Raw genomic sequence first — 12,766 nt, 5'->3', positions numbered from 1 at the left:
AGAGGTTACTTCTGATCGATATGCGGGTCACGCAGCAGTGGATCTAGGTTTTTTGGCATATCCGTATGGTGATAATACTGATAGCGATTAAAGCGATATTCCATAAAGCGGAACAGCGCAATAATCACGGCACTGATCGCCAGATACACCATACCGGCGGCTAAGAACATCTCCAACGGCGTATAGGTGCGGGCGATAATCGTGCGCGCCATACCGGTGAGATCTAGCAGGGTAATAGTACTGGCTAGAGCGCTACCCTTAAGCATTAGAATCACTTCATTGCCATACGCGGGCAAAGCGATACCGAAAGCTCGGGGGATAATAATTCGCGTCACCTGCACTGATTTGCTCATTCCCATCGCTTCCGCCGCTTCGATCTCACCGGTCGGTATCGCCTGAATCGCACTGCGGAACAGTTCGGCACTGTAGGCCGCCGTATTCAGACTAAAAGCGATAATCGCGCACCAGTAGGGCTGCTTAAGAATTGGCCAGAAAATCGAATACCGTACGGCATCAAACTGTGAAGCGCCATAATAGACCAGAAAGATCTGTACGAGCAGCGGCGTTCCGCGGAAAAAATAGATATAGATAAAGGGAAACACCCTTACCCAAGGCAGTTTTGAGGCTCGCATTAAAGACAGGGGTATCGCTATAGTGATACCAATAAGACCCGATACCAACACCAACTCCATGGTTAGCCAAGCACCCTCCAATAACCGAGGAAAGTACTGCCAAATCACATCCCATTCCCAAGTCATCTTCGACTCTCCCGAGCAGCAGGATTAGCAAGCCTTTCCATAAACATAGTAAATCCTGTGGTAGCGGCGGTTAGCAGCAGATAGATACAAGCAGCAACCATAAAGAAGGTAAACGGCTCTTTAGTGGCGCTAATAGCCACCTGCGACTGACGCATAATATCGTTGAGACCGACCACCGAGACTAACGCGGTATCCTTGAGTAGCACCTGAAATAGATTACCCAAGCCCGGTATCGCCAGACGCCACACCTGTGGCAGGATAATCCGGAAAAAGGTCCGTCGAGTACTCATGCCACAGGCCAGACCCGATTCCCACTGCCCATCAGGAATTTCCATCATCGCCATGCGAAACACTTCGGTCGCGTAGGCACCAAAGGCAATGGATAATGCGGCAACACCTGCTACAAAAGGCCCTATCTCAATATAGTCATCATAACCAAAACTACTGGCGATCCACATTAGCAACTGCGAGCCACCGAAATAGATTGTCAGCACTAATAGGAGTTCGGGGAGTCCGCGAACCAGCGTGGTATAGCCGGTTGCCAGCCAGCGAGCAAAACGATTTTTTGATAGTTTCGCCGCTGCACCTGACAAACCAAACACAAGCCCCACAACTAAGCTAGCCAGTGCTAACTGAATCGTGACCCAAGTACCGGAGATAAGGAGATGACCAAAGCCTTGCAGGTCCATGAAATACGCCTAAAAAAACGGGCCGGTCAAAGCCGGCCTCTGTGATAAAAATGGTTAACCACTCACCATTAATAGATTGAGAATGGGAAGTACTTTTCATTGATTTTAGCGTAGGTACCATCAGCAACAATCGCTTTAATCGCAGCGCTAAACTTATCTTTCAAAGCATCACCTTTACGTACAGCAATACCGATCTCATCGTTAATATCGATATCTTCGCCTTTGAAAGCAAAACCTTTAGCTTCTTCAGAACGCAACCAGTCATAGGCTGGGAATTTATCCGACAGCAAAGCGTCCAGACGACCCGAAGCTAGATCCAGATAAGCGTTGTCTTGAGTGTCATACAGTTTTACATCAACCACATCACCGAGGTTATCTTCTAGGTATTGTCCGGCAATGGTAGCCCGCTGCGCACCAACAGTTTTACCCTTCAGACCCGCTTTAGTCACTTCAATGTCGCTACCTTCAGGAGTAACAAAGGCAAGTACATTGGAGTAATATTTTTCAGAGAAATCCACCACCCGCATACGCTCTTCGGTGATCGACATAGAGGCGATTATGGCATCATATTTTTTTGCCCGAAGACCGGGAATAATACCATCCCAGTCCTGCGCTACGATTTCACAGTCCGCTGCCATTTCAGCACAAAGCGCTTTGGCGATCTCAACATCAAAACCAATCAATTCACCGCTAGAATCGACCATATTGAAAGGTGAGTACGCACCCTCTGTTGCGATACGGATTTTATCTCCAGCAGTCGCTGCCTGAGCGGCCATTAGACCTCCAGCAACGAGGGCTACTGTGGCAAACAATTTACGCATATTCATCATCTATTTCCCTTTCAATATTATGTCTTATTAGTTGAAAACTTAGCTATGGCTTGCCATAAATTCCTGCACACGCTTAGATTTCGGATTATTAAATACTTGCTCTGGTGGGCCTATCTCTTCGATCTGGCCTTCATGCAAAAACACCACTTGACTGGAGACATCTTTCGCAAAACGCATCTCGTGGGTCACGATCAGCATCGTTCTACCCTCTTCAGCTAACTCCTTCATCACCGCCAATACTTCATTGACCAGCTCTGGATCGAGTGCAGACGTTGGTTCATCAAACAGCAACACCTGAGGATCCATCGCCAGCGTTCGCGCAATGGCAACCCGCTGCTTCTGGCCACCCGATAGGTTATCTGGATAGGCATTACGCTTATCCGCAAGACCGACTTTTTCCAGCAACTGTTCAGCCCGAGCGATGGCGTCAGCTTTCGATTGTCTCAACACCTGAGTCGGTGCTTCGATAATATTTTCTAGAATAGTTTTATGGGGCCAGAGATTGAAGTTCTGAAACACAAAACCGATACGGGCTCGCATCCGTTCTAACTGTTTACGATTGACGGCCACCAGATTGCCATCTTTGCCCGGCTTCAGTTTAAGCCGTTCATCGCCAACGGTAATTTCACCCTGACTAGGGTGTTCCAGCAGATTGATACAACGCAAGAGAGTACTTTTACCGGAACCACTGGAGCCAAGAATGGAGATCACATCACCATCATAAGCAGTCAGTGAGACCCCTTTAAGAACGGCAAGATCACCGTAGGACTTATGAATATCGTTCAGCAGTAACGCTGTTGGGGCATTCGCCATGATCAGGCTTCCATCTGGTATTTATTGTTCCGCTGATAACGGCTAATAAAGTGAAAGATAGCGTTCGCCTATTAATCGTTCTAACGAGGCAAGCCGGCAGGATCGTCTGCTGCTATCCGCATGTTTCCTATCAGAAACGTCATACAATCTAGCAATTTTCCACAAAATGCCAGTGGAAGCAAACAAAAAATAGCGCCCAATGTGACAGGTAAACATCAGATAGCCGCGGAATAGACACAAAAAATGGCCCCGAAGGACCATTTTCAAAAGCGACGAACAACTCATATTAACTGCTAAATTGTCGCAATAACGATTCCTGCGCACTCACGGGCTCTTCACCTTCCGCTGGCTTGTTGAGGGTATAACTACCATCGGAGTGCAATACCCAACTACGGCAGTTATCGGCGAGATAAAGATCCAAGTCGCTCTTCACGCGATCGGCCAGCTTACCGGTCAGTGGGAAGCATGTTTCTACGCGATTGAGCATATTACGTTCCATCCAGTCAGCGCTGGCACACAGCACATCGGGCTTACCTTTGTTGCCAAAATAATAGACCCGAGTATGTTCCAAGAAACGACCAATAATTGAGCGCACCGAGATATTCTCTGAAATACCGACAATACCCGGTCTCAGACGACACATTCCCCGCACGATCAACTCGATCTTCACGCCGCGCTGAGACGCCTGATATAGCGCCCGAATCAGTTGCGGTTCGGTTAAACCGTTAATTTTAACGATGATATGACCATGCTTACCATGCTTAGCTTCTCGCTCGATCATCTCCAGCATTCGAGCATGCAGTGTAAACGGCGCATTATGCAGCTTTTTCAGCCGCAGAATTTTGCCCATGCCGGTTAGCTGGTGGAAGATTTTATGCACATCTTCGCCGACATCCGCATCGCTGGTCATATAGCTATAGTCGGTATAGAGCCGTGCCGTACCGGAATGGTAATTACCCGTGCCTAAGTGGGCATAACGCACCAACTTATTATCTTCACGGCGGACCACCAGCATCATTTTGGCATGGGTTTTAAAGTCAACCACACCATAGACCACCAGTGCACCCGCTTCTTGAAGCCGCCCCGCCAGTTGCAGGTTAGATTCTTCATCAAAACGCGCCCGTAGCTCGATTACCACGGTCACCTCTTTACCACTGCGCGCCGCATCCACCAGCGCATCAACAATATCGGAGTTAACACCCGTACGATAAAGCGTCTGCTTAATCGCCAATACTTTCGGATCTTTCGCCGCCTGCCGCAACAGATCGACGACTGGCGAAAAGGATTGAAACGGATGATGCAACAGTTGATCTTTATGGCGCAGCACATCGAAAATATTTTTCTGCTTATAGCGTCCAGACATTCCCGGTGTAAAGGGTTTCCAGCATAGGTGTTTGCAATCGACTAAGTCGCGCAAGGCCATCATACGGGTCAGGTTAACCGGACCATCGACCCGATAGGTATGGGCTTCGTCGAGGTTAAACTCACGCAATAGAAAACGGATCAACACCTCTGGGGTCCGTTGATCCACTTCCAAGCGAACTGCCGCGCCATATTTACGGGAGTGCAATTCACCCAGCAGCGTGCGAGCCAAATCCTCAACCTCTTCTGAATCAAACGTCAGATCGGCATTTCGGGTAATGCGGAATTGATAACAGCCTTCCACTGTCATACCTGGAAATAGCTCATCGGCATATTCGTGAATAACCGATGAAAGGAAGATCAGGTTATCGCCACCCTCACAAAGCTCATCCGGCAGACGAATCAAACGCGGTAGAGAACGAGGGGCAGGAATGATCGCCAAGCCACTTTCACGACCGAAGGCATCTTTACCATCCAGCACGACAATAAAGTTAAGGCTTTTATTGACTAAGCGAGGAAATGGATGTGATGGGTCCAACCCGATAGGGCTGACAACAGGCTGCACTTTCTCTTCGAAGAAGACGCGAATCCACTCTTTCTGCTCATCGGTCCAATCGCGCCGACGCTTAAAATGGATGTTCTCTTTTTCCAACTGCGGAAAGATCGTTTCATTAAGAATTTTGTACTGCCGTTCAACCTGCGCACCACAGATCTCACCAATCCGGTTCATCACCACCTGAGGGTGCATCGCATCAGGGCCAACCGACTCACGGCCATACTTCAACTGCGCCATCAGCTCGGCGACACGAATCTCGAAGAATTCATCCAAGTTACTGGAAAAGATCAACAGAAACATCAACCGTTCCATCAGCGGATGGGTTTCATCTAAGGCCTGTTCCAGCACCCGAATATTAAACTGTAGATGACTCAACTCTCGGTTGATATAGAGTTCGGGGGCTTTCAAATCGAGCGGCGGTTCTTCAACCGGCTCCGTCACCGCGATCGCCTCTCGGCTTTCAACCAATGCGATAGAGGCCTCATCGGCGTCCATCATTAGTTCAGCGGTTTGTTCCTGCTCAGTATCTGACAAGGTACTTTGCACAACACCCTGTTCAGCAACCTCTTCCGTTCCTTGTTCTTGAATCTGTTCGCTCATTACCGCCCCCTTAACTTTTTATCAATTTATTCCATCACGGCTGAATATCACTCATTCAATACTTGTGCAGCCCGTTTCGCAAAGTAGGTCAAAATGCCATCGCAACCGGCCCGTTTAAGACAGGTTAGCGATTCCATCATCACGCTGCGCTCATCCAACCAACCGTTTTGGAATGCCGCCATATGCATCGCATACTCACCACTCACTTGATAAACAAACGTAGGCACTTTTAATTCATCTTTAACTCGACGAACAATATCCAGATAAGGCATGCCAGGCTTCACCATGACCATATCAGCACCCTCAGCTAGATCCAGAGCCGCCTCATGCAACGCTTCATTGCTGTTGGCTGGATCCATCTGGTAATTAAACTTATTACTCTTACCTAGATTAGCAGATGATCCCACAGCATCACGGAAAGGACCGTAGTAGGCACTCGCATACTTCGCAGAATAGGCCATAATGCGGGTATTCACTCGGTTGTTCACCTCCAACTCTTCACGAATACTGCCGATACGGCCATCCATCATATCGCTAGGAGCAACAATATCGGCACCCGCTTCAGCATGGGACAGCGCCTGACGAACCAGCGTATCCACTGTGCGGTCATTTAAAACATAGCCATTGGTATCGATAATGCCATCCTGACCGTGGGTCGTGAACGGGTCCAGCGCAACATCGGTAATCACCCCCAGCTCTGGGCAGGCATCTTTCAGCGCTTTGACCGCACGCTGAGCCAAACCATCTGGGTTATAAGCTTCTTCAGCAAATTCCGACTTAGCACTCGCAGGCGTTACCGGGAAAAGCGCCACCGCAGGCACGCCTAAAGACACCAGCTCACGGGCCTCTTTAACCAGCAGATCGATACTCATCCGCTCGATACCCGGCATTGAGGCGATGGTTTCACGCTGGTTTGTGCCTTCAATAACAAACACGGGGTAGATCAAATCATCGGGCGTTAAAACATTTTCACGCATCAGACGACGGGAAAAATCATCAGCACGCATACGACGCATGCGGGTTTCAGGGAAAAAACGCTGACTATTAGTAAATGACACAGAAAACTCCTTTTAGAAGCGGGTATTGGACCGGAAAACAATGACATTATTATGACAGAAGCCGCTTACTGACGACTATAGATAAAGCATCATACTTAGTGACCTAGATTACAAGTGGCGTAAATTTTTAATGACTCAGCCGTTAAATCAAGATTAAAATGTAAAATATTCCAATTTAGATGCAAAATGAAGGAACTGATCAGACCACAAGCAACGGACTCTTTTTATAGAGAAAGAAAGCAAAATGGTTTCAGTTATACTAGCAAGGAGCACAGCAATCTTCTCTGATCGCAACATTTGTAACTATTCAAGTATCGATAAGGCTTATCAGCCATCGCATAAGAAACTTGGCCGTCAGCAAAGCATGCTCTTCCCTCGTATGAGCGATCAACACCACACGGCATTCAGCACTTACGACTTCACCATTAAACTAAAAAAAGATATCATCAGCTCTAGCCCAGTGAAATTCCAAAATAGTAATTTCGTAGAGCAATCCCACATTAATACACCTATAAAACCACTAATATCAAATAGAGCTTACACCATCTTCAGTAAAAAATTAAAAACCAACAATAATAAAAAATGAAAAAAATATTACTCCTACTAATAATATCTACAAATGCGTTAAGCACTGAGCTAGCTCGTTTTGACAAAAATATAGACATCATATTTTCAACAAAAAAATCTCAAGATCTACATCTTATTGTCTATCAACATACGTTAAATCTAGGCATATACAGTCTTAAAAAACTACAAAAAAAATCTCAAGGGAATGGATTATTTCTAGAACTATTCAAAAAGAGCTGGCTAAAATATATAGACGAAAGCCAACCACTAATAAATAAATTAGATAAATCATCAAATAACAAAGCAACAGCGACTGAATCACTTCACGCTCTGTTTATAATTGAAAGAACACAAGCACTATATGATATTTATATGAAAAACCCAGAATTAAGAAAATTAATTCTTCGGCAACCTCTTAGTTTTAGAAAAAAAATAGCCACATTATTTAATAAAGTTCTAACGGAAAAAACAAAAAAAACACTTTTTATTATAGTCAACAAAACAGCAACTCTAAGTTCATTTAATAAAAGCCGCTCAGTAATTTTACAGCATAGAGCACAAGGCAAAGACATCTCTGATTTTGTAAATACAAATCACTATTTTAGTGATCATTTTGATAGTGCATTATCAATCGCCACTTCAGGCTTAAGCTCCGTTTTTGGTGCTATTGCTGGGCCAATTCACTGGAGAGACAATGGACAATTAAATGATGACCATAAAGCAGCAGGTCGAATTTTGGGCAACCTTCAACCTCTAGACATAATTTTTGAAAAAAAGTCTTATAAATTAACAAACTATGTCATTCCTGGTTTCTGGGGACACAATGCTATTTGGCTTGGAACAAAACAGCAACTACTTGAAAGAGGCTTATGGAAAGCAAAAGAACTAGAACCATTTAGAGAGCAAATAGAAAGCGGAAATTCAATCTTTGACGTGAGACGAAAGGGTATAACCTTTGCCTCTTATCAAAAATGGATGAATTTAGATAACTTCGCTCAAGTCAGAGTGAAAAACATTAAAATGCGCTCAAACAGAGAGCTACTAAAAATATATAAAATACTTGCTGATCAGATTGATAAAAAATATGATTTTTCATTTGATGTAGACTCTGCATCAAGAATCACTTGTGCTGAAATTGTTTATTTTGCTTATGGAGATATAAGCTGGCCTTTAGATTACATATTAAACAGAAGGATAATAACTCCAAGTCTAATCGCTGAAGCTGTTTTTTATGATAACTCCCCAGTTGAATACATTACATCGGTTATAGGAAATAGCTCAAATGGAGCTAAATTTCTGACTAAAGAAGAATTTGGAGATTTAATGAATTTTTCTAGATTAAGTAATGGGTCGTATGTTCAACGATATAAAAAATGCATTCATTCTCATAGAATAAATAGAAAAGGACCCTTTGCAAAAAGAAGGAAATGCGTAAAAGAAACTCGAACCTTATCCCTTTAAGCAACACTTTTCATATGATTAATTCGACATTTGATATATAAAATCGAACTACAACGCTGGTAAGAGAATTGCGAATAATTCCTTCATTTTGAAAAAATCTGCGATGTAACGATAATCCTCCTTTTTATCCGGAGCTAAAAATAGAAGCTAAGGGTAAACGATCAATAAACCCTATCTACAAACGCAGCAACTGGCGGGCCATTAATCCGGTGAAGTTTTACATCTAATATAATGTAATTATGATTACAGATACACGCAAGCTCAGCACAGAGCAACAAGAATTTTTACGGCAGCAAGCCATCACATTTCGTAAGAAGGGCAAAAAAATAAACCTCGTCGACTCACCAAGGCTCAAGAACAAAAAATTATAGGATAATATGCCAGACCAATTCAAGCTTGGCTTTGCGCCTTGGACGCGGCGGTTGGTGGCGCAACTGACTTAAGTAGCTCTGGGGGATAGAAATCCCAGTACGCACCATGGGTGACTACCTTAAACGCTGGGGACTCACGCCTCAAAAGCCTGTCAAAAAGGCGTGGGAACAGACCCCTGTAAAGGCTGAAGGAGAAATATCCACAGATTAAGTGCGTGTAAAGCAAGAGAATGCAACGATATTCTGGGGCGATGAAACCTGTATAAAGAACACGAAGCAGCACGGCAGGTGCTATGCACCCAAAGGCAAAACGCCGGTGCAACCTATTCCAGCCAAGCGTGTATCGTTAAATATGATTTCCGCTATCGCAAACCAAGGAGAAGTTCGTTTTATGCTGTATGAGTCAACGATGAATGCAAAAGTGCTCATTATATTCTTACGTGAATTAATTGAATCGACGCCCGGTAAAGTACTCCTAATTCTTGATAATCTGCGCGTACACCATGCTAAGAAAGCTAAACGATGGTTGGCAAACCAAACAGTTAAGAGCTATCTGGAAGTCTTCTTTTTGCCAGCGCATTCCCCAGAACTCAACCCGGACGAGTATCTAAATTGTGATTTGAAGAACATGCTGCACAGTGGTGCCGCAGTTCGAAATGTGAAGGAGCTACGCTCATGCATGCTGACGCTTCAAAGAAGACCGATGAGAGTCAAAAGTTACTTAAACTCTCAACATATAAAATATGCAGCTTAGTTGATGTATTTACCCGCCAGTTTAATCAGTAAAACTTGGTTACTTAACCATAGGTTCCCTAGATTATAAATGGCTGAAATAATGAATGGTTAACACACTCAACCCCGTCGGTATGATACTCGACGGCAAATCTAAGTATTTTAAACACCATGAAACACCGAGTGAAATTGCTGGTCCAATCGTTGTGCGGTAAGGTTCAGCCGCTTTCAATCTTTACCTTATAAGGGGTACCCATAATGAAAAAAGTTGCAGTAGTATTATCCGGCTGCGGTGTCTACGACGGTTCTGAAATCTATGAATCTGTCCTGACATTACTAGCGATTGAACAGGGCGGCGCCAGCTACCAGTGTATGGCCCCTAATATTGATCAGATGCATGTCATCAACCATCGAAGTGGTGAAGAGATGGCTGGCGAGCAGCGCAATGTCCTCACCGAAGCGGCCCGTCTTGCCCGCGGGGAGATTATCGATCTCGCCGACGCCAACCCAGCCGACTATGATGCTCTGATCATCCCTGGCGGCTTTGGTGCAGCCAAAAACCTCAGCGATTTCGCCGTTGCCGGTGCCACAGCAAAAGTTAATCCCGATCTACTCGCCTTCACTCAGGCGATCCATGCGAGTGGCAAACCGGTCGGCCTTATCTGTATTGCACCCGCGATGACGCCATTACTATTCGGCGAAGGCGCCACCTGCACCATCGGCAATGACCCAGAAACCGTCACTGCGATTGAAGCGATGGGCGGTCAACATCAAGACTGTGATGTTGACAACATTGTCTTTGATGAGAAATTCAATCTAGTGACAACCCCAGCGTATATGCTCGCGGGCAGCATCAGTGAAGCCGCTAGCGGTATTAATAAGCTAGTAAATAAGGTGCTGCAACTTTCCTAATCGCTGTTATGATTGGCGCCCAGAATACGTAAGCGGGTAGTGAGTAAGGTTATGTTGTCTATCAATTGCCCCAGTTTAACCTTGCCAGCACAGAGCGACTAATGGCTCACTCACTATCACGCCGTATCGGCTTCAGCATCACACTTCTATCTATTGTACTAACCACCAGCCTGCTGTTGCTCGGTGGTTATCTGATTAACCTCATTCATCACGTCTCAATTATTCAACTCTGGCAGCACAGCGCCAACCCCTTAAACCTGTTAGGCCTGTGGCTGGCGGGTTTTCTTCTCTTACTCATACCGACGCTCATACTTGCCCGACAACTGAGTAAACAGTTGCTACAGCCTCTCTATCAACTCACTGAGAAAACTCGGACCTACAACCGCGAAGGCCCGCCGGTCAATTTTGAACTACACAGCGATAACGAATTTAGTGAACTCGGCACAGCCCTGCAAGAGATGCAGGAACGCCTCAGTGACAGCGATACTCAGCTGCAACGGATGACCTATCGAGATGCCTTAACCGGCCTCAATAACCGCCTCGGGTTACATCAGGAGTTAAGCAAACTGATTCGCTGGGCACGTAAACAGGAGAGCCGGATGGCGCTGCTGTATATCGACCTCGATCATTTCAAGCAGATCAATGATTCATCCAGTCATGCCTATGGCGATCAGGTACTGCAAATCATCGCCCAACGATTGCTCGATGTGATCAAAGTACAAACCCAGAAGCAGCAGCTACCCTTCCCTGAGGAGCTACTAGTTTCCCGCCTCGGCGGTGATCAGTTTGCGGTGATGCTCCCCGATATTCTGCATGTCGATGAAACCGAGCAGCTCAGTGACCGGATTATCGAGGCTTTACAACTGCCTTATAGCATCAACAATAAGGCGTTTAAGCTGTCCTGCAGTATCGGCATCACCCTCTACCCAGATGACGCTAACAGCGCCGAACGGATGTTAAAACACGCCGATATTGCCATGTATGAAGCCAAACGTGCAGGCCGTAATCGGGCCCGCTATTTTCTCCCGGCAATGCACCGCCAGGTAGAAGAACGGGTCATGATTCAACAGGGCATCAGTACCGCCATTGCCAGCCATCAGCTATTTATTGAGTATCAACCCATTGTCGACCTACAACAGCATCAACTGATTGGTGCTGAAGCCCTGATTCGCTGGCAGCATCCACAAAGAGGCCGACTCGGGCCAGAAGCCTTTATCCCCATCATCGAGGAGTCCGATCAAATCGGTGCCTTAACCGTCTGGCTAATCGACACCGTGGCTGCTGAGCTCAAAACGCTGCAGCGTCAGTCAAAGCCGTGCAAGTTTTCGATCAATATATCGCCAGCCATCTTTAATAAACCAGAACGGGTACAGCGGGTGAATGAAGCCCTACTTCGGGTGGGAAACGCCAATCATCAACTATATTTAGAGATCACTGAAACCAGTCTGATGCAGAACATCGACAACACCCTACCTCTGCTGATGCAGTGGAAAGCCGCGGGTTACCATATCTGGATCGATGATTTTGGGACGGGCTACTCATCTCTAAGCTACCTCGCTCGACTGCCCATTGACGGAGTAAAAATTGACCGTAGTTTTATCCGTGACTTTGATCACTCAAAACCGGTGATTGAGGCGATTCTCGCGCTAGCGAGTACCATGAACCTCTCAACCATATCCGAGGGCATAGAAACCATTGAGCAGCAACGATCACTGACCCGTCTAGGGTGTAAATTTGCCCAAGGGTTCCTCTTCTCAGAAGCACTCTCTATCGATCAACTTAGAGAATATTTAGAGCACCAGCCTGTCGCACCAGACCTCTCCTTGACGCCACAAGATTAACCCAAGTAGTCCGGCTGCTAGCGTTATACAGAACAACGAATGAGTCACTTTCAGCCGACCAAACTCAGACAAACCGCCGCCAAATAGCCTGTGGATAACAGCGGCTGTAACTTTTTTGACCTGCATCAGCTCTGTGCCAGTTTTTCCAAATAACAGTCGTGATTCCTGAAGATCCTCTTATATTGTGCAATTGGGTCCGTGGTCAAAACCGGAAGC

Annotated in this window: 12 protein-coding genes; 6 read left to right on the top strand and 6 right to left on the bottom strand. The window is 45.9% G+C overall.

Annotation, left to right across the window (positions count from 1 at the left end; all coding sequences use genetic code 11):
- Window positions 1–5: 5 nt before the first annotated feature.
- The 6 genes from KO512_RS04540 to hemB form a co-directional block, all read right to left on the bottom strand.
- Window positions 6–758, bottom strand: coding sequence for an ABC transporter permease (locus KO512_RS04540; protein WP_215951156.1), 753 nt, complete (start codon window positions 756–758; stop codon window positions 6–8).
- Window positions 755–1,447: an ABC transporter permease gene (locus KO512_RS04535; protein ID WP_215951155.1), complete on the bottom strand. Its 693-nt coding sequence runs from the start codon at window positions 1,445–1,447 to the stop codon at window positions 755–757. The genes KO512_RS04540 and KO512_RS04535 overlap by 4 nt, the downstream gene beginning before the upstream one ends.
- A 68-nt stretch (window positions 1,448–1,515) precedes the next feature.
- A complete protein-coding gene (locus tag KO512_RS04530) occupies window positions 1,516–2,277 on the bottom strand; it encodes an ABC transporter substrate-binding protein (RefSeq protein WP_436792263.1) in 762 nt (253 codons plus the stop codon).
- 39 nt (window positions 2,278–2,316) lie between these two features.
- Window positions 2,317–3,090: an ABC transporter ATP-binding protein gene (locus tag KO512_RS04525; RefSeq protein ID WP_215951154.1), complete on the bottom strand. Its 774-nt coding sequence runs from the start codon at window positions 3,088–3,090 to the stop codon at window positions 2,317–2,319.
- A 286-nt stretch (window positions 3,091–3,376) separates the two neighbouring features.
- Window positions 3,377–5,503 (bottom strand): polyphosphate kinase 1, encoded by a 2,127-nt coding sequence (ppk1, locus tag KO512_RS04520; protein ID WP_215951219.1) that lies wholly within the window; start codon window positions 5,501–5,503, stop codon window positions 3,377–3,379.
- 152 nt (window positions 5,504–5,655) lie between these two features.
- Window positions 5,656–6,666 (bottom strand): porphobilinogen synthase, encoded by a 1,011-nt coding sequence (hemB, locus tag KO512_RS04515; RefSeq protein WP_215951153.1) that lies wholly within the window; start codon window positions 6,664–6,666, stop codon window positions 5,656–5,658.
- Between the two features lie 244 nt (window positions 6,667–6,910).
- On the opposite strand from hemB, the gene KO512_RS04510 reads away from it, so the two are divergent.
- The 6 genes from KO512_RS04510 to KO512_RS04485 all read left to right on the top strand — a co-directional run bounded on the left by KO512_RS04510 (window position 6,911) and on the right by KO512_RS04485 (window position 12,550).
- Window positions 6,911–7,252, top strand: a complete 342-nt coding sequence (locus KO512_RS04510) for a hypothetical protein (protein WP_215951152.1) — start codon at window positions 6,911–6,913, stop codon at window positions 7,250–7,252.
- Window positions 7,249–8,694, top strand: coding sequence for a YiiX/YebB-like N1pC/P60 family cysteine hydrolase (locus KO512_RS04505; RefSeq protein WP_215951151.1), 1,446 nt, complete (start codon window positions 7,249–7,251; stop codon window positions 8,692–8,694). The genes KO512_RS04510 and KO512_RS04505 overlap by 4 nt, the downstream gene beginning before the upstream one ends.
- Window positions 8,695–9,150: 456 nt before the next feature.
- Window positions 9,151–9,276, top strand: coding sequence for a winged helix-turn-helix domain-containing protein (locus tag KO512_RS20450; RefSeq protein ID WP_354667733.1), 126 nt, complete (start codon window positions 9,151–9,153; stop codon window positions 9,274–9,276).
- Window positions 9,277–9,819: an IS630 family transposase gene (locus KO512_RS04495; protein ID WP_215951149.1), complete on the top strand. Its 543-nt coding sequence runs from the start codon at window positions 9,277–9,279 to the stop codon at window positions 9,817–9,819.
- A gap of 236 nt (window positions 9,820–10,055) precedes the next feature.
- Complete coding sequence (gene elbB / locus KO512_RS04490; RefSeq protein WP_215951148.1) at window positions 10,056–10,709, top strand: isoprenoid biosynthesis glyoxalase ElbB; 654 nt, start codon at window positions 10,056–10,058, stop codon at window positions 10,707–10,709.
- Between the two features lie 101 nt (window positions 10,710–10,810).
- Window positions 10,811–12,550, top strand: a complete 1,740-nt coding sequence (locus tag KO512_RS04485) for a putative bifunctional diguanylate cyclase/phosphodiesterase (RefSeq protein ID WP_215951147.1) — start codon at window positions 10,811–10,813, stop codon at window positions 12,548–12,550.
- Window positions 12,551–12,766: the final 216 nt, after the last annotated feature.

Source organism: Amphritea atlantica, assembly GCF_018860855.1.
GTDB lineage: Bacteria > Pseudomonadota > Gammaproteobacteria > Pseudomonadales > Balneatricaceae > Amphritea > Amphritea atlantica_A.
Note: the sequence above shows the minus strand (reverse complement) of the source record. Positions and strands in the feature narration are given on the sequence as shown.

Bases quoted from the DNA above. Each gene is read 5' to 3' on its own strand.
- KO512_RS04540 (WP_215951156.1), bottom strand. From the start codon at position 758: ATGACTTGGGAATGGGATGTGATTTGGCAGTACTTTCCTCGGTTATTG.
- KO512_RS04535 (WP_215951155.1), bottom strand. From the start codon at position 1,447: ATGGACCTGCAAGGCTTTGGTCATCTCCTTATCTCCGGTACTTGGGTC.
- KO512_RS04530 (WP_436792263.1), bottom strand. From the start codon at position 2,277: ATGATGAATATGCGTAAATTGTTTGCCACAGTAGCCCTCGTTGCTGGA.
- KO512_RS04525 (WP_215951154.1), bottom strand. From the start codon at position 3,090: ATGGCGAATGCCCCAACAGCGTTACTGCTGAACGATATTCATAAGTCC.
- ppk1 (WP_215951219.1), bottom strand. From the start codon at position 5,503: ATGGACGCCGATGAGGCCTCTATCGCATTGGTTGAAAGCCGAGAGGCG.
- KO512_RS04510 (WP_215951152.1), top strand. From the start codon at position 6,911: ATGGTTTCAGTTATACTAGCAAGGAGCACAGCAATCTTCTCTGATCGC.
- KO512_RS04505 (WP_215951151.1), top strand. From the start codon at position 7,249: ATGAAAAAAATATTACTCCTACTAATAATATCTACAAATGCGTTAAGC.
- elbB (WP_215951148.1), top strand. From the start codon at position 10,056: ATGAAAAAAGTTGCAGTAGTATTATCCGGCTGCGGTGTCTACGACGGT.
- KO512_RS04485 (WP_215951147.1), top strand. From the start codon at position 10,811: ATGGCTCACTCACTATCACGCCGTATCGGCTTCAGCATCACACTTCTA.